At 67.4% G+C, this 20,673-nt stretch carries 26 protein-coding genes; 6 read left to right on the top strand and 20 right to left on the bottom strand.

Annotated elements, in window-relative coordinates; all coding sequences use genetic code 11:
* Positions 1-13: 13 nt before the first annotated feature.
* Positions 14-880: a 50S ribosomal protein L11 methyltransferase gene (locus ACW178_RS09975; protein WP_152950253.1), complete on the bottom strand. Its 867-nt coding sequence runs from the start codon at positions 878-880 to the stop codon at positions 14-16.
* A 187-nt stretch (positions 881-1,067) separates the two neighbouring features.
* Between ACW178_RS09975 and ACW178_RS09970 the strand changes: the two genes are divergently transcribed.
* Positions 1,068-1,580 (top strand): hypothetical protein, encoded by a 513-nt coding sequence (locus tag ACW178_RS09970; RefSeq protein ID WP_492024514.1) that lies wholly within the window; start codon positions 1,068-1,070, stop codon positions 1,578-1,580.
* 62 nt (positions 1,581-1,642) lie between these two features.
* Here the strand turns inward: ACW178_RS09970 and ACW178_RS09965 are convergent, their stop codons facing one another.
* Positions 1,643-2,539 carry a LysR family transcriptional regulator gene (locus ACW178_RS09965; RefSeq protein ID WP_183215563.1) on the bottom strand — a complete coding sequence of 299 codons (897 nt, stop codon included), beginning with the start codon at positions 2,537-2,539 and terminating at the stop codon, positions 1,643-1,645.
* Positions 2,540-2,642: 103 nt separating this feature from the next.
* Between ACW178_RS09965 and ACW178_RS09960 the strand changes: the two genes are divergently transcribed.
* On the top strand, positions 2,643-3,812 hold the full coding sequence (locus tag ACW178_RS09960) for an MFS transporter (RefSeq protein ID WP_287105225.1): 1,170 nt from the start codon (positions 2,643-2,645) through the stop codon (positions 3,810-3,812).
* 6 nt (positions 3,813-3,818) lie between these two features.
* Here the strand turns inward: ACW178_RS09960 and ACW178_RS09955 are convergent, their stop codons facing one another.
* The 3 genes from ACW178_RS09955 to ACW178_RS09945 are packed head-to-tail and all read right to left on the bottom strand — an operon-like array spanning position 3,819 to position 9,464.
* Entirely contained in the window at positions 3,819-7,181 is a 3,363-nt protein-coding gene (locus tag ACW178_RS09955) for an error-prone DNA polymerase (protein ID WP_492024513.1), read from the bottom strand.
* The gene (locus ACW178_RS09950) at positions 7,178-8,746 is read right to left on the bottom strand and encodes a Y-family DNA polymerase (RefSeq protein WP_492024512.1); all 1,569 of its coding nucleotides are present in this window, start codon (positions 8,744-8,746) and stop codon (positions 7,178-7,180) included. The genes ACW178_RS09955 and ACW178_RS09950 overlap by 4 nt, the downstream gene beginning before the upstream one ends.
* Positions 8,649-9,464: an ImuA family protein gene (locus ACW178_RS09945; RefSeq protein ID WP_492024511.1), complete on the bottom strand. Its 816-nt coding sequence runs from the start codon at positions 9,462-9,464 to the stop codon at positions 8,649-8,651. Before ACW178_RS09945 ends, ACW178_RS09950 begins: the two co-directional genes overlap by 98 nt.
* Before the next feature lie 247 nt (positions 9,465-9,711).
* Between ACW178_RS09945 and ACW178_RS09940 the strand changes: the two genes are divergently transcribed.
* The 3 genes from ACW178_RS09940 (at position 9,712) to ACW178_RS09930 (ending at position 13,176) form a co-directional block, all read left to right on the top strand.
* Entirely contained in the window at positions 9,712-11,241 is a 1,530-nt protein-coding gene (locus tag ACW178_RS09940; RefSeq protein ID WP_492024510.1) for a DEAD/DEAH box helicase, read from the top strand.
* A gap of 100 nt (positions 11,242-11,341) precedes the next feature.
* Entirely contained in the window at positions 11,342-12,388 is a 1,047-nt protein-coding gene (locus ACW178_RS09935; RefSeq protein ID WP_054765747.1) for a GGDEF domain-containing protein, read from the top strand.
* Positions 12,389-12,426: 38 nt separating this feature from the next.
* On the top strand, positions 12,427-13,176 hold the full coding sequence (locus ACW178_RS09930) for a lysophospholipid acyltransferase family protein (RefSeq protein ID WP_191558153.1): 750 nt from the start codon (positions 12,427-12,429) through the stop codon (positions 13,174-13,176).
* Here the strand turns inward: ACW178_RS09930 and ACW178_RS09925 are convergent.
* The 12 genes from ACW178_RS09925 to ACW178_RS09870 all read right to left on the bottom strand — a co-directional run bounded on the left by ACW178_RS09925 (position 13,173) and on the right by ACW178_RS09870 (position 17,781).
* Positions 13,173-13,811, bottom strand: coding sequence for an RNA polymerase sigma factor (locus ACW178_RS09925; protein ID WP_492024509.1), 639 nt, complete (start codon positions 13,809-13,811; stop codon positions 13,173-13,175). The genes ACW178_RS09930 and ACW178_RS09925 overlap by 4 nt on opposite strands.
* A 265-nt stretch (positions 13,812-14,076) precedes the next feature.
* Positions 14,077-14,394 carry a hypothetical protein gene (locus ACW178_RS09920; protein ID WP_191558151.1) on the bottom strand — a complete coding sequence of 106 codons (318 nt, stop codon included), beginning with the start codon at positions 14,392-14,394 and terminating at the stop codon, positions 14,077-14,079.
* A complete protein-coding gene (locus ACW178_RS09915; RefSeq protein WP_183215580.1) occupies positions 14,391-14,651 on the bottom strand; it encodes a hypothetical protein in 261 nt (86 codons plus the stop codon). Before ACW178_RS09915 ends, ACW178_RS09920 begins: the two co-directional genes overlap by 4 nt.
* Positions 14,652-14,658: 7 nt before the next feature.
* Positions 14,659-15,009: a hypothetical protein gene (locus ACW178_RS09910; protein ID WP_191558150.1), complete on the bottom strand. Its 351-nt coding sequence runs from the start codon at positions 15,007-15,009 to the stop codon at positions 14,659-14,661.
* A gap of 21 nt (positions 15,010-15,030) precedes the next feature.
* Positions 15,031-15,414, bottom strand: coding sequence for a hypothetical protein (locus ACW178_RS09905; protein WP_054765741.1), 384 nt, complete (start codon positions 15,412-15,414; stop codon positions 15,031-15,033).
* A gap of 34 nt (positions 15,415-15,448) precedes the next feature.
* Positions 15,449-15,682 (bottom strand): RebB family R body protein, encoded by a 234-nt coding sequence (locus tag ACW178_RS09900; protein WP_054765740.1) that lies wholly within the window; start codon positions 15,680-15,682, stop codon positions 15,449-15,451.
* A 19-nt stretch (positions 15,683-15,701) separates the two neighbouring features.
* Positions 15,702-16,037 carry a RebB family R body protein gene (locus ACW178_RS09895; protein ID WP_054765739.1) on the bottom strand — a complete coding sequence of 112 codons (336 nt, stop codon included), beginning with the start codon at positions 16,035-16,037 and terminating at the stop codon, positions 15,702-15,704.
* A gap of 3 nt (positions 16,038-16,040) precedes the next feature.
* Complete coding sequence (locus ACW178_RS09890) at positions 16,041-16,268, bottom strand: RebB family R body protein (RefSeq protein ID WP_054765738.1); 228 nt, start codon at positions 16,266-16,268, stop codon at positions 16,041-16,043.
* A gap of 24 nt (positions 16,269-16,292) precedes the next feature.
* Complete coding sequence (locus ACW178_RS09885; protein ID WP_054765737.1) at positions 16,293-16,619, bottom strand: hypothetical protein; 327 nt, start codon at positions 16,617-16,619, stop codon at positions 16,293-16,295.
* Complete coding sequence (locus ACW178_RS09880) at positions 16,616-16,981, bottom strand: RebB family R body protein (RefSeq protein WP_054765736.1); 366 nt, start codon at positions 16,979-16,981, stop codon at positions 16,616-16,618. Before ACW178_RS09880 ends, ACW178_RS09885 begins: the two co-directional genes overlap by 4 nt.
* 102 nt (positions 16,982-17,083) lie before the next feature.
* The gene (locus tag ACW178_RS09875) at positions 17,084-17,407 is read right to left on the bottom strand and encodes a RebB family R body protein (protein WP_152950248.1); all 324 of its coding nucleotides are present in this window, start codon (positions 17,405-17,407) and stop codon (positions 17,084-17,086) included.
* Positions 17,408-17,442: 35 nt separating this feature from the next.
* A complete protein-coding gene (locus tag ACW178_RS09870) occupies positions 17,443-17,781 on the bottom strand; it encodes a RebB family R body protein (protein ID WP_054765734.1) in 339 nt (112 codons plus the stop codon).
* Between the two features lie 292 nt (positions 17,782-18,073).
* Here ACW178_RS09870 and ACW178_RS09865 point away from each other — a divergent pair, with 292 nt between their 5' ends.
* Positions 18,074-18,682: a hypothetical protein gene (locus ACW178_RS09865; protein ID WP_152950246.1), complete on the top strand. Its 609-nt coding sequence runs from the start codon at positions 18,074-18,076 to the stop codon at positions 18,680-18,682.
* A gap of 39 nt (positions 18,683-18,721) precedes the next feature.
* Here ACW178_RS09865 and recO read toward each other — a convergent pair whose 3' ends face one another.
* The 3 genes from recO to ACW178_RS09850 are packed head-to-tail and all read right to left on the bottom strand — an operon-like array spanning position 18,722 to position 20,590.
* Positions 18,722-19,453: a DNA repair protein RecO gene (gene recO / locus ACW178_RS09860; RefSeq protein ID WP_191558149.1), complete on the bottom strand. Its 732-nt coding sequence runs from the start codon at positions 19,451-19,453 to the stop codon at positions 18,722-18,724.
* On the bottom strand, positions 19,453-19,962 hold the full coding sequence (locus tag ACW178_RS09855; RefSeq protein WP_191558148.1) for a nuclear transport factor 2 family protein: 510 nt from the start codon (positions 19,960-19,962) through the stop codon (positions 19,453-19,455). Before ACW178_RS09855 ends, recO begins: the two co-directional genes overlap by 1 nt.
* Before the next feature lie 22 nt (positions 19,963-19,984).
* Positions 19,985-20,590, bottom strand: coding sequence for a flavodoxin family protein (locus ACW178_RS09850; protein ID WP_191558147.1), 606 nt, complete (start codon positions 20,588-20,590; stop codon positions 19,985-19,987).
* Positions 20,591-20,673 lie beyond the last annotated feature (83 nt).

The raw sequence follows: 20,673 nt of genomic DNA, 5'->3' as shown, positions 1-20,673 counted from the left end.
CGTCTCTCGGTCCTCAGCCCATCCGCCGCAGCACCAGGGCGCTCCAGGCGTCATGGTGGATGCGCTTCTCCAGCCTGAATCCGCGCGACGTATAGGCGGCCGTCACCCGGCGCTCCTGGGTCCGCAGCAGGCCCGACAGGATGGCGACCCCGCCCAGGCTCAGCGCCGTCTTGATGTCCTGCGACAGGGCCACCAAAGGCGGGGCCAGGATGTTGGCGAAGACCAGATCATAAGGGCCGTGCTTTCTCACCCGCTGATCGTTCAGGCCCGAGGCGTGGACGAAGCTGGCGTGGGCCTGGTTCAGGGCGGCGTTCTCATTGGCGATCCGCACCGAGGGGGCGTCAATGTCGGTGCCGATGGCGATCCGGCTGCCGGTGCGGGCCGCGGCGATGGCCAGAACGCCCGTGCCGCAGCCGACGTCCAGCACCCGCTCGAACCGCTCGCGCTTCAGCAGGTCGTCGAAGGCCTCCAGACAGCCGACCGTCGTGCCGTGGTGGCCGGTGCCGAAGGCGGCGCCGGCGTCGATCTTCAGATTGACGGCGTTGGGCGGAACCCGTCCCTCGTCATGCGCCCCATAGACGAAGAAGCGCCCGGCCCGGACCGGCGGCAAGCCCGACAGCGACATGGCCAGCCAGTCGGCGTCGGCCAGCTTCTCGACCGTGACGGTGACGGGATAGTCGGCCAGGGTCGCCTTCAGCCCCTCGACCTCGTCTTCTGTCGTCGGGAAGGCGTCGATGCGCCAGAGGTTGCGATCCTCGTCCTCCTCCAGGATGGAATAGGTCGCGCCCTCAAGCATGGGATCGGCGTCGATGGCGGCGGCGGCGGCCTCTGCGCTGTCGCGCGAACCGCGTGCGATTATCTGAACTGCGGACTCGGACATTTCTCAAACACCGCTAAGATGGCGAATCGTTGCGATCCGGCGCTTCGTCCTCCCGACGCCGCCGGGCTTTTTAATTAACCGAGGGGTCGGGGAATACATGGCCAAGTCACCGTCTACGTCTAAACCTGCGTCGCCGAAACCGGCGACCGCCGCTTCCAAGCCTAAAGCCGCGCCGAAGTCGAGCGCTGTGAAGGCCGTCGCCGAGAAAACCGCCGCGCCCAAGGCGACCAAGCCCGCCGCTGCGAAGCCTGCGGCCAAGACGGCCGCCCCCAAGGCTGCGGCCCCCAAGCCCGCCGCCAAGGCTCCGGCTGCGAAGCCGGCCGCCAAGGCCGCCGCTGCGAAGACCGCTGCGCCCAAGGCCGCACCGAAGGCGGCCGCCAAACCCAAGGCCGCTCCGGCCGCCAAGGCTGCGCCGGTGAAGGCCGCTGCGCCCAAGGCGTCCAAGCCCGCTGCAGCCAAGCCCGCCGCCAAGACCACAGCCGCGAAGCCGGCCGACAAGGCCGCTGCGCCCAAGCCTGCCGCCCCGGCCGTCGTCGCGGCGCCGACGCCCGCTCCGGTCGTTGCGCCGGCCGCCGCCGCTCCGGCGCCCAAGCCGGTCGAAACGCCCAAGCCCGCCGCTCCGACCCCGGCCGCCGCGCCGAAGGCGGAAGAAAAGAGCTTCTTCGCCAAACTGGGCGACCTGATCTTCGGCAAGCGCTGAGTTCAAATCGCAGTCGAGACTGAAGCTCGCCGGACGGGTCCGCCCGTCCGGCGATTTCCGGTTCAGCGCAGCCGTTCCGCCAGAAAGTCCACGAAGACCCTTACCCGAGCCGGCATATTGGCGCCGCCCACAAAGACGGCGTGGATCGGCTCGCGATCACCAGGATTGAAGGCTTCCAGCAGCGGGACAAGCCGCCCCGTTTCGATGGCGTCCGCCACGCTGAAATTGCCCACTCGCGTCACCCCAACGCCGGCCAGCGCCAGCTGCGTCAGCGTCTCGCCATTGTTGGCCTCGATCGGTCCCCTCACCGTCAGGGCGTAATCCCGGCCGTCGCGCCGGAAGGGCCAGACCGGCTCGGCCCGGCGGAAATTGAAGTTCAGACAGTCGTGATCGTGCAGATCCTCCGGGACCTGCGGCGCGCCCCGTCGCGCCAGATACTCCGGCGAGGCGACAATGGTCCGCCCCGTCTCGCCCAGTCGGCGCGCCGTCAGCGGACTGTCGGCCAGCGGTCCGAACCGGATGGCGACATCGGCCTGGCCCGCCGCCACATCGACCACGACATCGGTCAGGTTGAAGTCGATTAGTATATGCGGATACAGGCGGGCGAACTCGCCCAGCAGGGGCACGACACGCTGGCGACCGTGGGCCAGGGACGCGCTGACCCTGACCCGTCCGCGCGGCGCCCCTTGGTCGGAGATGACCCGCTCGGCATCGTCCAGATCGGCCAGGATCCGACGCGCCGCCGCCAGATAGGTCTGGCCCTCCGCCGTCAGCGTCAGCACCCGCGTGGTCCGCAGCATCAGCCGCACGCCCAGCCGCGCCTCGATCCGGTCGATGGTCCGGCTGACCGCTGACGGCGTCAAATCCAGCATACGGCCTGCGGCCGAAAAACTGCCGCTCTGCGCCACCGCAGCAAACACTTCCATCTCTCTCGCGCGGTCCACGCCGGTTGTCTGCATCTGTGCGTCCAGATCAAAAATCTTTGGCCTGAAGCCTGCCTAACGCTCGCGCGGATCGCCGTCCATCTGTGCGCCTGGACAAGGACATCGCCGAAGGACAACCATGAAACTCAATCCTCCCCTGCTCGCCCTCGCCGCCGGCGCCTTCGGTATCGGCGTGACCGAGTTCGCCCCGATGGGCCTCCTCCCCGTCATCGCCACCGATCTCGGCGTCTCCATTCCCACGGCCGGCCTGTTGATCAGCGCCTATGCCCTGGGCGTCATGCTGGGCGCGCCGCTGATGACCCTGACCACAGGCCGCATGCCGCGCCGAGCCCTGCTGATCGGTCTCGCCGCCATCTTCACCGTCGGCAACCTGCTGTCAGCGATCTCGACCGACTACGCGATGCTGCTGATCGCGCGGGTCATCACCTCGCTGAACCACGGCGCCTTCTTCGGCGTCGGCTCGATCGTGGCCGCCGGCCTGGTCCCGCCGAACCGTCAGGCGGGCGCCGTCGCCGCCATGTTCATGGGCCTGACCATCGCCAATGTCGTCGGCGTGCCCCTGGCGACCTGGGCCGGCGACGCCCTGGGCTGGCGCGCCAGCTTCTGGGGCATCGCCGCCATCGGCGTGGGGGTCATGGCCGCCCTGCGCCTGACCCTGCCCAACCTGCCCGCCCCGACCGGCGGGAACATCGCCGCCGAGCTGCGCGTCCTCAGTCGCGGCTCCGTGCTGGCGGCACTGGCCCTGACGGTGATCGGCTCCAGCGCCATGTTCACCGTCTTCACCTATATCGCCCCGATCCTGCGCGAGCAGACCCACGCCTCGCTCGGCTTCGTCACCGCCATGCTGGTGACCTATGGGCTGGGCCTGACGCTCGGCAACTGGCTGGGCGGCAAGTTCGCGGACAAGTCCGTGGACCGGACCTTGATCGTGACCCTGGCCTCCCTGTCCGCCATCCTGGTCGCCTTCGCTGTCGCCATGCCGTTCGCGGTCCCGACCTCCATCCTGGTCTTCCTGTGGGGGATCGCCAGCTTCGCCCTGGTGCCGCCGCTCCAGGTGCGGGTCATGGGCGCCGCCGGCGATGCGCCCAACCTGGCCTCGGCGATGAACATCGGCGCCTTCAATTTGGGCAACGCCATCGGCGCGGCTGTGGGCGGAGCGGTCATCGCAGGAGGCCTCGGTTATCCAGCCGTGTCCTTGGCCGGAGCCGTCGCTTCCGGACTGGGCCTGTTGCTGGTCCTTTTCCTAAGCCGCAAGCGGACAGCGGTGGCGGCCCCCGCCACCTGCTGACGTCCGTCAGTGAAAGTCGCGCGACCCCGGCAAGATTCGGACGTCGCGCGGATGCCGGCCGGTCGGGCTGCGCGGGCCTTGCGGATATTTCACCGCATCCGCCCGCGACAGCTCGACCTCAAGGTCATAGTCCTCGGACAGCCGCCCCAGCTCGGCCGAACGATCGACGACCCGCCGGGCCATGAGGTGCAGCACGCCCTCGACGCTCTTCTCGACCGTGCCCTCCACCTCCATCAGCCGCGCGGCCATGACCTCGCGCCGGAAGGTTTCGAACAGCCGCGCCCACAGCAGGATGTTCACCACCCCGGTCTCGTCCTCCAGGGTCACGAAGATGGCGTTGCCCGTGCCGGGCCTCTGGCGCACCAGCACCACCCCCGCCGTCTTCACCAGCGCCCCGTGCCTCTTGGCGTAGACCGCCTCGGCGCTCAGCACCCGCTCGGCGTCGAACATCGGCCGCAGGATCTGCATCGGGTGCCCCTTCAGCGACAGGCGCGTCGTCTGATAGTCGGTGGCGATATGCTCCTTCAGCGGCATCAGCGGCAGGTTCGCCGCCGCCTCGACGCCCAGCTCCCGCGCCCGCGCCGCCTGGAACAGCGGCAGGGGCTCGTCGTCCGGCAAGCGTCTGACCGCCCACAACCCCTCGCGTCGATCCAGCCCCATCGATCGAAACGCGTCCGCATCCGCCAGCTTCCGCATCGCGGCCGCCTCCAGACCCGTCCGCCGCGCCATTTCCTCGACATCCGCGAAGGGCGCATCCCGCGCCGCGACGATCCGATCCGCCCAGACTTCCTTGAACCCGTCGATCTGCCGCATCCCCAAGCGTAAGGCCGGATAGTGCGGCCCCCGCGCCGTCGGCTCCAGCCTATTGTCCCAGAGGCTGTGGTTCACGTCGATCGGCCGCACCTCGACCTTCTGCGGGCTCTCCTGCGCATCCCGCACCAGTTGGGCCGGCGCATAGAATCCCATGGGCTGGCTGTTCAGCAGCGCACAGGCGAACACCGCCGGATGATGACATTTGATCCAGGACGAGATGTAGACCAGCCTGGCGAACGACACCGCGTGGCTCTCGGGAAAGCCGTACGAACCAAAGCCCTTGATCTGCTCGAAACATCTTTGCGCAAAGGCGGGATCGTAACCGCGGGCGATCATCCGACCGACCATTCGCGCCTCGTACTTCCAGAGCGTCCCGTCGCCTCGAAAGGTGCCCATCGCCTTGCGCAGACCATTGGCCTCGGCCGAGGTGAACTCGGCCGCCACCATGGCGACCTTCATCGCCTGCTCCTGAAACAGGGGCACGCCCAGGGTCTTTTTGAGCACCTTCTTCAGCTCGTCCGGATCGTGCGGCGGGCCGGGTCGGGCGTAGTCCGGCGCCTCCAGACCTTGGCGTCGACGCAGATAGGGATGCACCATGTCGCCCTGGATCGGTCCCGGCCGGACGATCGCCACCTGAATGGCCAGATCATAGAAGGTCGCGGGTTTCAGCCTCGGCAACATGTTGATCTGCGCCCGGCTCTCCACCTGAAAGACCCCGATGGACCGTCCTTCCTGAAGCATGCGGTAGACGGCCGGATCCTCGTCGGAAACCGTATCCAGCCGCAGGTCCGCCACCCCCAGCGACCGCATCAGATCGAACGCCTTGGCGATACAGGTCAGCATCCCCAGCGCCAGAATATCGACCTTCATCAGCCCCAGGGCGTCGATATCGTCCTTGTCCCATTCGATGAAGGTCCGGTCCGGCATGGCCGCATTGCCGATGGGCACGACCTCGTCCAGCCGGTCCTGGGTCAGGACGAAGCCGCCGACATGCTGTGACAGGTGACGCGGGAAGCCCAGCAGCCGCCGCGTCATGGCGACGGCGCGCGCGATCTGCGGGTTGGCGGCCTCAAGCCCGGCCTGCACGACATGACGCTCGGTCATGTCGCTGCCGAAACTGCCCCACTGACTGCCGGCCAGCCGCGCCGTGACGTCCTCGGTCAGGCCCAGGACCTTGCCGACCTCGCGAATGGCGCTGCGCGGCCGGTAACGGATGACCGTCGCCGCTAGGCCCGCCCTGTGCCGACCATACCGGTCGTAGATGTGCTGAATGATCTCCTCGCGCCGCTCATGTTCGAAATCGACGTCGATGTCCGGCGGCTCGTTGCGATCGGCCGACAGGAAGCGTTCGAACAGAAGATCATGCTGGCTGGGATCGACCGAGGTGATCCCCAGCACATAGCAGACGGCCGAATTCGCCGCAGATCCTCGTCCCTGACACAGGATGCCCTTGTCGTTCGCGACCTGGACAATGTCGTGGATGGTCAAGAAATAGGGCGCCAGATCGCGCTCCCGAATGTAGGTGAGCTCCTTGTCGAGATCATCGCGCACCTTCTGAGGCGCGCCCTGCGGATATTTCTGGTCCAGGTTTCGATCGACCAGGTGCGCCAGCCAGTCCTGTGACGACCACCCCGGCGGGATCGGCTCCTCGGGATAGTTGTAGCGAAGATCCTCAAGGTCGAACCTCACCCGCGCCAGCATATTCTGCGTCTCCGCCACCGCCTCTGGCGCATCGGCGAACAGGCGGGCCATTTCCCTGGGGGGCTTCAGGCGGCGCTCGGCGTTCTCTTCCAGCCGTCGCCCTGCCGTCTCCAGAGTCACGCCTTCGCGGATACAGGTCAGGACATCCTGGAGGTCGCGCTGTCCGGCCTCATGATACAGGACGTCATTGACCGCCAGCAGGGTGGCGCCTGTCCGCTTCGCCATCGCCTTAAGCCGCGTCAGGCGGCGCCGGTCGTCGCCGGAACGGGTCATGGCCGCCCCCAGCCAGACCGCGCCCGGCGCCGCCGCGACCACTCGCGCCAGCACGGCCTCCAAGCCTTCCAGACGAGGCGGCGGCATGACGATCAGCAGCAATCCCTCGGGCGCCGCGCACAGGTCGTGTAGGCCGATCTCGCATTGACCTTTCCTGGCCCGGCTGTTGCCCAGGGTCAGCAGGCGACACAGGCGCGCCCAGCCTCGGCGATCCTCCGGATAGGCCAGAATGTCCGGCGCGCCGTCATTGAACCGAAGCCGGGCGCCGAGAACCAGTTTGAAGGCCTGGGCGCGCTGCTTGACCCGGTCGCTGAGGGCCGGGTCGTTCATCGGATCCTCGACCCAGCCGACCTCGCCCGGACCGCCGCCCTCGCGCACCTTCTCTGGGGGAGACAACCCCTCCTCCCTCAAGGCCTTCAGCGCGCTCCACGCCCGGACCACCCCTGCCAGACTGTTGCGATCAGCCAGCCCCATGCCGGTATGGCCGAGCAGGATCGAAGCCAGCACCAGCTCCTTCGGATGCGACGCCCCTTCCAGAAAGGAGAAGTTGCTGCGCGTCGCCAGCTCAGCATAGGGGGTCATGCGAAGATCCCGTGCAGGAACCAGCGCGGGGCCGGTTCCTCGCCGTAGAAGCCGGAACGGAACAGCCAGAAGCGCCGCCCCTCCTGGTCCTCGACCCGGTAATAGTCGCGCGTCGGCTCCTGGGGGGCCTGCAACCTGCGCCACCATTCGGGCGCGATGCGTTCGGGCCCTTCGACCCGGACCAGCCGGTGGTCCACCCGCCGCCAGATGAAGCGGTTCGGCGGATGATCGGGCACTTCCGCCGTGGCCAGAACCGGCTGGGGCGGATCGAACATCTGCAACGGCCGCAGCGGCGGGTCGGCCGGGTCCGGTTCGGGCCAGGCGGCGATCTCGCCCAAGGGATGGGCGGCTGGGGGATGGGCGGCCGGGCTCAGGCGGACGGCGCGTTCGGGCCAGTGCGACTCTATCGGCTCGAACCGGCTGACCGCCTCCGGTCCCAGGCGCGCGGTCAGCCGGTCGATCAGTCGCCCCAGATCTTCGGCGGTCGACGGGGCGGCCTCAAATCCCCTCTGGCGCGAGGCCAGGCGATCGGCGACCGTTACGGACAGACGCATCTGGTCGAAGCCGAAACCGGGCTCCAGTGGTCGCGCCAGATTGGCCAGCCGTTCGCGAAACAGGCGCAGCACAGCCGCCGCGTCGCGACTGGGGCGGCCCGTCCGCACGGTGATGTGGCGCACCTCTCCGTCCAGGCGGAAAAAGCCGGCCTGAAAGGCGCGCCCGCCCTGACCGCGCAGGTCCAGCCGGTCCATGGCCTCGACCAGCAGGTCGCCGATCACCGCCTCGATGTCCGGGGTCTCCGTGATCGGTTCGACCAGAATGCGGTCGACGGAGACGAGCGTAACCGGCCGTTCGGGACGGATGCGGACGTCTTCGCGTCCCAACACCCGGTTCAGCCGCGTCGCCGCCGCCGCGCCGAAGCGGGCGGCGATGGGGGCGGTAGGGCGATCCGCCAGATGCCCCAGGGTCTTCAAGCCCGCCCGCGACAGGGCCTGGGTCTCCTTGTCCGACAGCTCCAGCGCCGCGACCGGCAGGCGGCGCAAGGCCTGGTTCTGCCCCCCACCCTCGTAAATCCCGCCCCGCCCGAAGCGCGCCAGGGCGCGCGCCGCCTCGGGCGTGCCGGCCAGGGCCAGACGCACCGCCAGACCCACGCCCTCGGCCCGCGCCGCGACAGCCCGGACCAGCCCCGCCTCGCCCCCGAACAGATGGGCGCAACCGGTCACGTCCAACGCCAGACCGTCCGGCCCGTCGGTCGCCGCCATCGGCGTGAAACGCCCGAAGTCCAGCAGCACCCGTTTCAACAGGGCCGCGTCCGCCTCCGGCCGGTGCGCGACCACGCGAATATCCGGCGCCCGCGCCCGTGCATCGGCCAGGGTCATGCCCGGCGACAGACCCAGGGCCAGGGCCGCGCCGTTGGCCGCCGCCAGGCGCAGCGCCCCCTTCACCTTCTCCACGAGCACGGTCGCAGCCTCAGCCGTGGCGTCTGAGCCCCTCTCCTCGCGCCGCAGTCGATCCGTCGGCAACAGAGGAAACCAAACCGCCAGATAGCGGCGGTCGTTGCTGTCCATGCCCGACATTCTGCCCGCCATTCTGGAAGACTCCGCGCTCACGATCCCACTCCATGATCCAGCTTCTCGGCTGCGCGCCCAGCCGATGTCGCAACAGTTCGACCGCATAGGTCGGATGGCCAGGGGCCTCCGCTTCCAGCGCCCGCGACAAAGCCCCCCTGATCCGCCACCGCGTTTCGGCTGCACTGGGCTGGGGCTGGGCCGCCAACCGGGTCAGGAGTGCAGTCGCCCGTCCCTGCCCTGCCGCCATCGACAGGCGACGCGTGGCGGTCAGGCTCAGCACCTTGCTCTCGCCCCAGGCTGTCAGCAGCACCGCTCCCACGGCTCCACCGGCCAGGGCTTCCTCTCCCGCCGCCAGCAGGTCCTTCGTCTCCTTGACCCGCACCAGCACCAGCCGGCCGGGATCCAGCCCCAGTTCGCGCAGGCCCGCCCCATAGATCCGCCCCGTCTCCAGTTCGGCCATGGCCTGGACCCCCCAGACCACAGGTCGATCGCCCGCCGTCCGGCGGACCAGTCCCAGAGCGAACCCCAGGGCCGCTGTCGCATCAGGCGTAGTCGCGGCGTAAACCTCGTGCAGCCCATGGGTCGCCAGCCCGCCTAGATGCCGGTCAGCCGCCTCCAGTCCGAGATCGAAGCGTGCGTCGTCCACTGGATGACCGGCTGCCTCCAGGGTTTTCAGATGTTGGCGCAGGGCTTCGATCTTGCGGTCGGACCGCACAACAGTTCTCCTTTTGTTCTCTTATATGCCTCTTTCAGGCCACGTGGAGTCAAGCGACCTCCAACTTGACCATGGGAATTTATTCCGCCTCAGCAGGCCGAAATAGCGAGAATACTTGACTTTGTCGGAGGGGCTTCTATATCGCCCCCAGCCTCGGGACAGGTCTGCGATCCGCGCCGCCCGCTCGCCCAAAGAGGGGCGGTTCCGTCGCTGCTATGCACGCAGACGCTTTTCGTCCCAAGGATTCATGACAGAATTTTCCCAACTGGGCCTTTCGCCCACGACCCTGCAAGCGGTCGCCGACACCGGCTATACGACCGCCACCCCCATTCAGGAACAGGCGATCCCCGTCGCCCTCGCCGGCCGCGACGTCCTGGGCATCGCCCAGACCGGGACGGGCAAGACCGCCGCCTTCACCCTGCCCCTGGTCGAGCGCCTGGCCTCGGGCCGCGCCCGCGCCCGGATGCCGCGCGCCATCGTCCTGGCCCCGACCCGCGAACTGGCCGACCAGGTCGCCGAGAGCTTCGCCAAATACGCCAAGGGCACCAAGCTGAGCTGGGTGCTGCTGATCGGCGGCGTCTCCATGGGCGACCAGGTGGCGGCGCTGAACAAGGGCGTCGATGTCCTGATCGCCACTCCAGGCCGCCTGCTCGACCTGTTCGAACGCGGCAAGATGCTGCTGACGGGCGTCGAGATCATGGTCGTCGATGAAGCCGACCGGATGCTCGACATGGGCTTCATCCCCGACATCGAACGGATCTTCAAACTGACGCCGCCGCGTCGCCAGACCCTGTTCTTCTCGGCCACCATGCCGCCGGAGATCACCCGCCTGACGACCGCCTTCCTCAAGGATCCGACCCGGATCGAGGTCTCGCGTCCCGCCCAGACCGCCGACACCATCACCCAATATCTGGTTCGCATCCCCACCAGCGACCCCAAGGCCAAGCGCACCGCTCTGCGGGCCCTGATCGAGCGGTCGGACGTCAAGAACGGCATCGTCTTCTGCAACCGCAAGTCGGAAGTCGATATCGTCGCCAAGTCGCTGAAGACTCATGGCTTCGACGCCGCCCCCATCCATGGCGACCTGGATCAGTCGCACCGGATGAAGACCCTGGCCGACTTCCGTTCGGGGGCGCTGAAGATTCTGGTGGCGTCCGACGTCGCCGCGCGCGGTCTGGACATTCCCGACGTCAGCCACGTCTTCAACTACGACGTCTCGCACCACGCCGACGACTATGTGCACCGCATCGGCCGCACGGGCCGGGCCGGCCGTCTGGGACAGGCCTTCATGATCGTGACCCCGGCCGACGACAAGTCGCTGGATAAGGTGCTCAAGCTGATCAAGAAGGAGCCGGAGGAGTTGGTCCTGGACGGCGTCGATTTCGACACGACCAAGAAGCCCGCCCAGCGCGATGACAAGGGCGGACGCGAAAGAACCGGCCGCGGTGGGACGCGATCAACGGACAAGACGGAACAGGCCGTCGTGGCGTCTGCGGAAATCCCGACCGAAGCGCAGACCGCCGAGGCTCCGGCCCGCTCTCGCAGCCGCCGCAAGACCAAGCCGGAGGCCGCGCCTCCGCCAGCGGTCGAGGCGACCCTCTCCGAGCCGGTTTCTGTCGATTCGGATCGTCCCGCCCGTGCGGAACTCGAGCCTCAACTGCGCCAGTCCGATCGCCGCGGCGAACGCCGGCCGGAGGAGCGCGAGCGGACCGGGGTCAAGGGTTTCGGCGACGACATACCCGCCTTCCTACGCCGACCGGTGATCATTCACGGCTGATCCCCGCTGATTTACGCCCTCTCCCCGTCTGCTGTTTACCCGGTGTTACGGATAGACATCTAATGTCCTGCGAAACTCTAGAAGGGGGTTGGAGCGTAGAATGACGGCCGAGCTGGAGACGACGGTCAGAGGGCCTCAGGCTTACGCCTTCGCGCACCATGTCATCGACGAGATGGAAAAGGCCGGCGTCTGGCCGACCCGACTGAACTTCGAGCTCTGGCTTCATTACCTTGACGACCGCGAGAGCCCGCTCGCCTGCGAGATCGACCGGCTCCTGGCCGCGTCGGCAATCATATCGGACGAGGTGTCCGAGCGGCTCGCCGCAGAATTCCTGCCGCGCGGCCGCTTGTCGGAGCAGATTCGCGACGCCGGCGCCGTGCTGGACCGGGAACTGGCCAGCGTCGCCAACGCCATCGCCAAGGCCCATAAGACCCAGGCGGACTATGGCGACACCCTGGCGGATGCGTCCAACACTATTGAAGCCGCCGGCGCCGCCTCGCCGCTGAAAGCGCTGGTCGGCGGCCTGTCGACGGCGACCAAACGCGCGCGGCGCGAAACCGCCGTCCTGGAAAAGCGGCTGGAGACCTCCAACAAGGAAATCGCGCGACTGCGCGAGCATCTGGAAGAGGTCCGGCGCGAAGCGATGACCGACGCCCTGACCAGCCTGGCCAACCGCAAGGCCTTCGACGAGCGGTTGGAACAGTCCTGTGCGTCTGGCGATGCGCCGCTGATCCTGGCGATCATCGACATCGACCACTTCAAACGGTTCAACGACACTTGGGGCCATCAGACGGGCGACCAGGTTTTGCGCTATGTCTCGACCGTCCTGTCTCGCTTCAGCGGCGGAAATCGCTTCGTCGCCCGCTTCGGCGGTGAAGAGTTCGCCATCCTTTTCCCCGGCGAGGGTGCGGGGACGGTTCTGGCGGCGCTGGAGACCATCCGCGAAGAGGTTGCGTCCCGAGCCTTGCGGCGTCGCTCGACCAACGACGATCTGGGCAAGGTGACGCTTTCGGCCGGCTTTGCCGACTATCGGCCGGGAGAAAGCCCCGCCGCCCTTCTGGAGCGCGCGGACGCGGCGCTTTACGCCTCCAAGCGCGGGGGTCGCAATCGCGTCACGCGGGCGCCCGCCCTCGAAAACGCGGCTTGAGGGCATGACATCGCGGCCAGCTGCGCAATAATCGATCCATGCGCAGCTTTTCATTCAACGTCGCCTACTGGATTCTCTCGATCGCCTATGGCTTGGCCGCCGCCTTCGCGGCGCTTGCCCCCGGGCGGGGCCCGACTGGCTGGGTCATCCGCCGCTACGTCCGACGCATGGTGCAGGCCATGGCCCTCTTCGCCGGCATCCGCCTGGACGTGCGGGGCAAGGAACGGCTGCCTGAGGGCGCCTTCATCATCGCCTCCAAACACCAGAGCTGGGGCGACGGCTTCGCGACCTATGATCAGTTCGACGATCTGGCTTTCGTCACCGGCGACCACCTGGAAAAATTTCCCCTGCTCGGCGGCGTTCTGAAAAAGCTGGGGGCGATCGTGGTCAACAGCTGCGGCGGCCACGAAGCGCGTCAGGCGCTCGCAACCCGCGCCGCCCAGACCAGGGCTGAAAACCGCAAGATCCTGATCTATCCTGAAGGTCACCTCGCCCCAGTCGGACAGAAATACCGCTATCGCTCAGGTGTCTGGCATATGTATCGCGACTTCGACATGCCGGTCGTGCCGCTGGCCACCAACCTCGGCCTCTTCTGGCCCGAAGAGAAGTACGAGAAGCATCCCGGCACGGCCACGCTGGAGTTTCTGGACCCCATTCCAGTCGGCCTAGACAAGGACGAATTCCTTACGCGCCTTGAAGCCGTGATCGAAGCGCGCACGGCCGAACTGGTGGCAGAGGCCACAGGCGCGCCCGTGTCGCCGGCGGTGCTGGTCGATACGCCCGCCTAGAGGTCCAGCAACAGGCGCAGACGGTTCTTGGCGAGTTGTCGTCGTTTTCGAACCAGTTCGCGGCTGATGTTCAGATGGGCGGCGATCCGATCATCTCCCCAATCGTCCAGGTGAAGCCGCAAGGGTTCGACCAGGGCGGCCGGCAGGGCGTTCATGGCCTTGCCCCAGGCGGCGTCTCGCTCTTGTTGCGACAGGGCTTCTTCCGGCGACGGCGCCGCCCTGACCCAGGCCGCCGCAGTCGGCGGCGGCAGATCGGCGTCCCCTGTCTGTATAGGGATTCGGTTGGCGTTCTGGCGATGCAGATCCATGCAGGTGTTGTGCAGTATACGCACCAGCCAAGCTCGGGGATTCTCCACCGGTTGCCGCTGAAAAGCCTGGGCGGCCCGCACCATGGCGGCGCTCAGCGCATCCTCGGCATCGGCGCGATTTCCGCCGGACAGACGAAGACTTCTCTGCCGCAGGGCTGTCTGATGCGCCATCCAGATGGCCCAGAACCGATCCATGGAGGCCGGCCGCTCCAGGGATCGCGCGATGACCTCCGTCGGCGTCAGCGGCGAACCGGCGCGCCGCCCTCCAGCCGCCCTGGCCAGAACATCGACCGGCGAAGGCTGGGCCGGCTTTATACCCCGACGCAAGCCTCGTTCGGTTCGGGCCGGCGACCTGGCGATCTGTTCGATCTCCGGGGTTTCCTTTTCTGGAAACAGGCGGACAACATTCATCTTCCCGACCCCTCTGTCCCATCGGGCTGAAGTCGGCCGCCGACGCGCTGATCCGACCTTGGCGGAGAAGCGCCGCCCGCCGTCTATGCGACGTCGCCGCCCCATCACCCCCTTGAATACAACTTAAACGGGTTTCCCGGAGTTTTGTGAAGCGAGCAATCCGAATTCGAGGGAAATCAGATCAGCTGTGCGTCGCCTCGGCCGATAGAGCCGCGCCCTCTTCTGCCTCGGCCGCGCGGGCCAGCATCGCGCAGATGGCGAGATCCAGCTGCCGCGTCACCTCCTGCGCAATGATCGCCCGCAGGGTTTCGACGATCTCGCGACTGACCTGGGCGGACGGCCCAAGCGCCGCGCGGCGCATCTCCTCCGGCATGGCCGCCAAGCGCTGGTCCGCCACGGCCTTCCTCAACTGTTCGCGTTGATCGGCGAAACTGTCGACGACCTGGTGCTTCTGCGCCGAGACGGCGTCATACAGATGCTGGCCCGCCCCTTCTTTCACGAGGTCTTGTCCTTATCGGCGGCCGGCACGCCCAGGGCGCGCTCGACCTGTCCCTTCAGCTGGTTGATCATCTCCTCGCTGAACTTGGCCACCTGACCGGCCGCCGGATCTTGCAGCTTCAGAAGATCCGGCAGCTGAGCGCTGGCCAGGTTGAACATTTCGGTCACCATCTGTTGCGCCGCCACGACGATGGGATCGCGCGCCGGCGCCGGAGACTGGGACGCGCCAGGTTCGGCGCCGGCGTCATCGTTCGTCATGGGCGCCTCAATCCTTGTCGCCGGACGCCGGAACGAAGGTGGTCTTGGCGACCAGTTCCCCTTCCTCAATATCGGTCAGCAGGCCCTTGGCCTTGACCATCAGCTTGGCGGCCCATGAGGCGTAGGGGTCGTCGAGAAGCGGCTCCTGCATCTGATAGAGGATGGCCACGACCGTTTCCGACGCGCGGCGCAGGTCCAGGTAGCGTTCCTGGCTGGCGGCGAAGGACGGTCGCAACAAGCCGTCGCCGGCCTCCTCGCTCCAGTCTTCCATTGCGCGCTGCGTCTCCCATTCCAGGGCTTCCGCTTCCTGAATCACGGCCTGGGCGTCGCTCTTTGCGGACAGGGTCAGTCGGCTCACGATAGTCTCCTTTGTATGGCTTCAGTTCTTGGGGAAGCTCTCGACGGCCTTGGTGACGGACTCCGCCGCCAGACCGGCTGCGATGGGGGCGGCGAACGCGCTGACCAGGGCCATGGCATAGGCGACCAGGGCCGGTTCGTTCAGGCCGCCGGAGGCCAGCATCATTGCCATCGCCTTGCCTTGAACGGTGGTGCTGATCGACATCACATTGCGCTGGTAATCGGCCGCGTCCTGAACCGCCAAGGCTGCGGCTTGGGTCGCCTTGTCATAGGCTATGGCCCCGCCGGCAGAGACGCGGCTGGCGCTGGACGGCGTGCCGGCGTCCAGGGGCGCAAAGCCCATGGCCCAGTTGGTCGAGGTCTGGACGGCGTCTTTGATCTGGCTGTTGACGGCGGGTTCGCTCACGGCGCGGCTGCTTTCGTTTCAGGAGGGCCCGGCGCTATTTGTGCGCGGCGTTCATGATCATGGTGACGGCGCTTGAGGTGACGGCGTTGCCGATCTGCTGCAGCCCGCCCTGCGCCTGCTGAGCGTTCTGCATGGCCAGGGAAATGGAGTGAGCCATGCTCTGATAGACCAGGGCCATGGACTGGGCGGGCGCCTCGCCCAGCACCTTGACGTTGGTCTGGGTGACGGCGTCGGTGACCTGAGAATTGACGGGCGTATCGGCGGCCATGGTTCAGATCCTGACAAATCTAGAGTTTCAGCATTTTCAGAGCGACGAGCAGCATCACGGCGGTCTCCAAAGTGTTCGAAGCCGGCGGGCGCGCCGCAACGCGAGCGGTGGCCGCCGCCGAGACGAGGCCGCCCATCTCATAGACCTGCATCACCCCCTGGTTGGTCGCTGCCTGGGCGCAGATGGAGGCCTGGCGCTGGGCTTGAACCGCATTTTGGAAGACGATGGCCGTCGAATGGGCGGCGCTCTGGTAGATCGAGCCCATGGCCACCGTCGAAGCGGAGCCCAGAACCATCATGTTCTGTTGCGTCACCGCATCGGTGATTCGGCTGTTGACGGCGAGTGAATAGGCCATGCCTCAGGCCACCGGGATTTCGAGAATCTTGGCGATCAGGGCGCCGACCGCCGCATTGTTGATCTGCTGCATGCCGCCCTGGGCCTGGCTGGCGTTCTCCACCGACAAGCTGGTGGCGTGGGCCACCGCCTGAACGGCGATCGCCACAGCCTCCGCCGGACCTTCGCCCAGAACCTTGACGTTGGTTTGGGTCACGGCATCGGTGATCTGCGCATTGACGGTGTCGGTCATAAGCCTTCCCCCTCTTTCAGATGCTCAGGTGACGACGGGCGCGCCATACATGGGCGACGGCGCCTGAGCATGGGTCTGCGAAACGGCGCGGACGCCCATGTCCGCCGCGCGGGCGGCGCGCATCGGCTGCATCTCGGCCAGGCTGGTCGCCAGCTGCCGCAGTTGCAGGGTCGACAGTTCGGCCGCGTGTTGGCTGGACGCCGCCAGGCGCGCGGCGAAGGCGTCGGCCGAGGCCATGATGGTGATCAGGCTGGCGTTGCAGACCCCCGCCCCGCCGCACAGCACCAGAAGGTCATCCCGGCAGGCGGCCGAACCCCGCAGGTCCGGCGATCGCGTCTCCTCCTGCGTCATTCGAACGGCTCCTCTCGACGCGGATTGATGTCTGGCCAGGGCACGAAGGACGGCTTGTCCATCAGGGCGTTGACGCAGTTCATCGTCGCCACCATGCCCAGGATGTTGGTCGTCTGCTGATGGGCCACGGCGTTGTGGTACATCAGCCCGCTGGCCTGATTGGCGGCGACCAAACTCTGCATCGCCGCAAAGCTGGGTCCCGAGCCGATAACCGTCAGCAAGGTGCTGGCCACCGAATCGGCGATCGGCGCGGTGGCCGGATTGCGGCTGAGCTCCAGGGCGAGCTTGAGGATGTCCTCATAGTCGCCGAGGTTGGGCGAGCCCTTGTCGGCGCCGCCGCTCTTGTTGCTGGCCTCGGACACGTCGTCCTCCCAAAGGTGGCGCGGCGGGCGCCGGGGCCCGACCGCAACGATGGCGGATTACGACAGTCGACGCTCGCCGGCCGCGTCGCCCGTCAGCCGATCTCAGACCTGGGTGGCGCGCAGGGCCGTGAGCAGCGACAGCAGGTTGTCGGGGGTGTCCGACTGGCTGATCTTGCTGGCCGCCACGGCGCCGGCCATGGTGTCCACGCTGTAGATCTGGATCACGCCCTGGTTGGTCGCGGCCTGTCCGGCGATCGCCAGCTGCTGCTGCGAGGAGGCGGCGTTCTCGTAGAGAATGCCGGTCGAGTGGGCGAGCGACTGGTAGATCGCGCCCATGGCCATGGCCGGGGCGTCGCCCAGAACCTTGACGTTGGCCTGGGTGACGGCGTCGGTGATCATGCCGTTGACGGGAGTGGGAAGCGCCATGTCTCAAATCCTTCTTTCAGTGCGAGGGTGAAGCGTCAGGAGACGCCGGCGCCGGGGCCGACGGCGCGCAGGGCGGTCAGCAGGGACAGCATATTGTCGGGGGTGTCGGACTGGGCGATCTTCGAGGTCGCCACGGCCCCGGCCATGGTGTCCACGCTGTAGATCTGGATGACGCCCTGGTTGGTGGCGGCCTGCGCCGCGATCGCCAGCTGCTGCTGCGACGAAGCGGCGTTTTCGTACAGAATGCCCGTGGAATGGGCCAGCGACTGGTAGATCGCGCCCATGGCCATGGCCGGGGCGTCGCCCAGGACCTTCACATTGGCCTGGGTTACAGCGTCGGTGATCTGACCGTTCACCGGAGTTGGAATAGCCATCAGTTCTCTCCTTACCCGTTGGATCGAGGCCCGTTTTGAGGAAGGTCGCCTCGCCCCGCTGAAGCGCGACCTCACGGACTTGACGGTCGAGCGGCCAACTCGTGAACCACCTTTGGTTGATTTCTCCATCGCTCGGCGCGCCTGCTGAAAATGCGCGCTCAAGTTTCACAAGACGCCGTCGGCCACGTCGGGTGTGCGGGACGCCACCGCTCGCGTCGCAGTCTTTCGGGGCGCGGCTCTGACGCGGGAGTGGTGGGCCAGACCGTGCAATCGGGACCGGGAGCATCCCATCATGTCGAGAGCGCTCAACCTGTTGTTGCTCGGTCGTATGGTCGAAGGCCGTTCGGTCCGTCCCTCAGCCACCGCGCCCTTCTCCGGCGTCGCCCGACCGGCGAGCGCCAATGCGGAAGCGACACCTATGCCGATCTCCACCGCCAACTTCATGGATCTGGTCACCCAATGGGCCAGCGCCAACGTCAATCGAATCCGCCTGGTCTGGCCGCTCGCCGGCGGTTGGGAGGCCTGGGCCCAGGCCGAAATCGCCGGCCACATCAACGCCAATGTCCAGGACGCCTGGATCGAGCGCGAAGCCTATGTCTATCCCGACCGGGCGCGCGCCGACTTCCTGGTCAACAACCCTTTCGAAAACCCGTCCTCGGACGAGATCGTGGTCGAGATGAAGTGCGAGTCGCTCCGCAACTGGGCCGGCTTCATCGACGGCCTGCGGTACGACACCTGGAAGCTGAACGGTCCGATGCGGCTGGGGCTGGGGGGCGCCAGGAAGATTTCCCTCGGCCTGTTTTTCTCTCCGGAATCGGAAGAGCAGCTGGCCATGCTGACCGGATATGAGATCCGCTACACGCCCCATCGCGAGATCGGCATCGCCTTCCTCGTCGCCTGAACCACGTCAAGCTTGGGATCTGGAGCGACGCTCCAGATCCTACAGCCGGCCCGCCTCGCCCAGCTTGTCCAGCATCCACACCCGGGCCGGCGGCAGGGGCCGGTTCTGCGGGTGGAAGACGAACTGCTCCAGGAAATGCCCGGTCAGATCGAAGCCCGCCTTGACGTCGCCCTCGTCCACGCCGGCCTGGGCGCCCAGCATGAAGGGCGGCAGGGCCAGCATCTTGTCGGCATAGGGGGCGCCGGCCGCGCGGCTGACGGCGCGGCCTGTGCGGGGGCTGACATAGATCAGGTCATCCGTGACGCCGGTCGCCGCGCATTTCGACAGATCCAGCCCGAAGCCCAGGTCCTCCAGCAGCCCCGCCTCGAACCGGACGAAGACCGCCGGCCAGACCTCGGGCCAGGCGAAGGCCGCCATCAGGGCTTCGAAGGCCAGGAAGACGCCCGGATGCGGCTCGCGCTCCGGCAGGGCGCCCTGGGCCACGCCCGCCGCCGCCGCCAGACCGGTCAGGGCCAAGGCGTCGTCAAACAGGGCGCTCGGTCCCTCGCCCACCGGCTCCAGCCGCGCCCCGCCCAGATGGTCCGAGGTCCGCGCCCGATAGTCCGCCACGACCCGCGCCCCCGGCTGCAGAAACGGCCGCATCTTCCGCGACGCCCCGCCCGCCACATAGGCCGCGCGCCGCCCATGGGTCTCGGTCAGCAGATCGACCACGGCGCCGGTGTCGCCATGGCTGCGCGCCGACAGGACGAAGGCCTCTTCGTGGAAATCCATCAGTGGGCGGCGTCGGACTTGATCAGGGCGACCACGGCGCGCGCGCGGTCGTTCGGCACGGTGAAACTGAGCACATATTGCTCGATCTTCCACACGCCTTCCGGCCCGCTCCGCCGCAGCAGGCCGGATCCCCGCAGGGCGCCGTAGCTGTCATTGTCCAGCTTCTCGTCGAACCAGGCGACGTCGCCGGAGACGATCAGAGTGCGGTCATAGGGGCGATAGGTCCAACCCTGGCCGCGGGCGAACAGCGGCTCGGCATAGGCTTTGAACGCGCCAATATCCCAATGTTCCGACGCGTCGGTGCCGACGAATCGCGCGGTGTCGCTGAACTGGGCGAAGTAGGTCGCCCCGTCCGCCTGCGCCGCAGCCTGATGCATCCGGTCCAGGGTCGCCGCCGCCGCGTCCGCCTCCCGCTGGGCGGTCGCGCGGACCTCATTGGTCCGCACTGACGACCCGGTCGTCGGCGGCGCGGCTTGAAGGGCGAGGACGGCGAACAGGGCGATGATCATGCCGCCCGTTCTAGTCCTGTTCTCAGCTTTCGGGAACGGGGTAGGTGTCGGGCCTCAGAACACGGGCCAGGGCCAGCAGATTGCGCGCGGCGTTGCGGCCAACCCGATCCGAATAATCATGGCCCTGATCCGTCTCGACATAGTCGGGACCGGCGCCCGGCCCCAGGTGCCAGTAGGTCCAGCTCTGCGCCGGCAAGGTGAAGCCCATGTCGATCAGGGCCTGGGACACGGTGGCGACGATGTGGTGCGCGCCGTCCTCATTGCCGGTGATGACGATGCCGCCCACCTTGCCGAAGGCGACGGGCCGGCCGCTGTCGTCCGTTTCCCCGAACAGGGCGTCCATCCGCTCCAGGGCCCTCATACAGACGCTCGACATCTGGCCCACCCAGGTCGGGGTGGCGAAGACGACGATGTCGGCCGCCATGATCTTGGCGTGAACCGAGGGCCAGTCGTCGCCTTCGCCCTCGTCCGTCTTCACGCCCGGCTTGAGGTTCAGATCCACCAGCCGGACCAGCTCGACCTCGGCGCCGCCCTTTTCCAGCTCCGCGATCACCACCCGGGCGAGGGCCTCGGTGCTGGACGTCTGGGGCGAAGGTTTCAGGGTGCAGTTCAGAACGAGCGCTCTCATGGGAATCCTTTCCGTCGTTTTCTGGCAAACCGGCGGGGCCTTGAGGCGTTCCATGGAGGCGTGGCGGGTTTGACGAAGATCAG

Source organism: Brevundimonas sp. AVps4, from assembly GCF_058681525.1.
The sequence above is the reverse complement of the archived record's forward strand: the minus strand, read 5'-3'. Positions and strand labels throughout refer to the sequence as shown.

Bases quoted from the DNA above. Each gene is read 5' to 3' on its own strand.
- ACW178_RS09975 (WP_152950253.1), bottom strand. From the start codon at position 880: ATGTCCGAGTCCGCAGTTCAGATAATCGCACGCGGTTCGCGCGACAGC.
- ACW178_RS09965 (WP_183215563.1), bottom strand. From the start codon at position 2,539: ATGCAGACAACCGGCGTGGACCGCGCGAGAGAGATGGAAGTGTTTGCT.
- ACW178_RS09960 (WP_287105225.1), top strand. From the start codon at position 2,643: ATGAAACTCAATCCTCCCCTGCTCGCCCTCGCCGCCGGCGCCTTCGGT.
- ACW178_RS09955 (WP_492024513.1), bottom strand. From the start codon at position 7,181: ATGACCCCCTATGCTGAGCTGGCGACGCGCAGCAACTTCTCCTTTCTG.
- ACW178_RS09950 (WP_492024512.1), bottom strand. From the start codon at position 8,746: ATGGACAGCAACGACCGCCGCTATCTGGCGGTTTGGTTTCCTCTGTTG.
- ACW178_RS09940 (WP_492024510.1), top strand. From the start codon at position 9,712: ATGACAGAATTTTCCCAACTGGGCCTTTCGCCCACGACCCTGCAAGCG.
- ACW178_RS09935 (WP_054765747.1), top strand. From the start codon at position 11,342: ATGACGGCCGAGCTGGAGACGACGGTCAGAGGGCCTCAGGCTTACGCC.
- ACW178_RS09930 (WP_191558153.1), top strand. From the start codon at position 12,427: ATGCGCAGCTTTTCATTCAACGTCGCCTACTGGATTCTCTCGATCGCC.
- ACW178_RS09915 (WP_183215580.1), bottom strand. From the start codon at position 14,651: ATGACGAACGATGACGCCGGCGCCGAACCTGGCGCGTCCCAGTCTCCG.
- ACW178_RS09900 (WP_054765740.1), bottom strand. From the start codon at position 15,682: ATGGCCGCCGATACGCCCGTCAATTCTCAGGTCACCGACGCCGTCACC.
- ACW178_RS09895 (WP_054765739.1), bottom strand. From the start codon at position 16,037: ATGGCCTATTCACTCGCCGTCAACAGCCGAATCACCGATGCGGTGACG.
- ACW178_RS09890 (WP_054765738.1), bottom strand. From the start codon at position 16,268: ATGACCGACACCGTCAATGCGCAGATCACCGATGCCGTGACCCAAACC.
- ACW178_RS09885 (WP_054765737.1), bottom strand. From the start codon at position 16,619: ATGACGCAGGAGGAGACGCGATCGCCGGACCTGCGGGGTTCGGCCGCC.
- ACW178_RS09875 (WP_152950248.1), bottom strand. From the start codon at position 17,407: ATGGCGCTTCCCACTCCCGTCAACGGCATGATCACCGACGCCGTCACC.
- ACW178_RS09870 (WP_054765734.1), bottom strand. From the start codon at position 17,781: ATGGCTATTCCAACTCCGGTGAACGGTCAGATCACCGACGCTGTAACC.
- ACW178_RS09865 (WP_152950246.1), top strand. From the start codon at position 18,074: ATGTCGAGAGCGCTCAACCTGTTGTTGCTCGGTCGTATGGTCGAAGGC.
- recO (WP_191558149.1), bottom strand. From the start codon at position 19,453: ATGGATTTCCACGAAGAGGCCTTCGTCCTGTCGGCGCGCAGCCATGGC.
- ACW178_RS09855 (WP_191558148.1), bottom strand. From the start codon at position 19,962: ATGATCATCGCCCTGTTCGCCGTCCTCGCCCTTCAAGCCGCGCCGCCG.
- ACW178_RS09850 (WP_191558147.1), bottom strand. From the start codon at position 20,590: ATGAGAGCGCTCGTTCTGAACTGCACCCTGAAACCTTCGCCCCAGACG.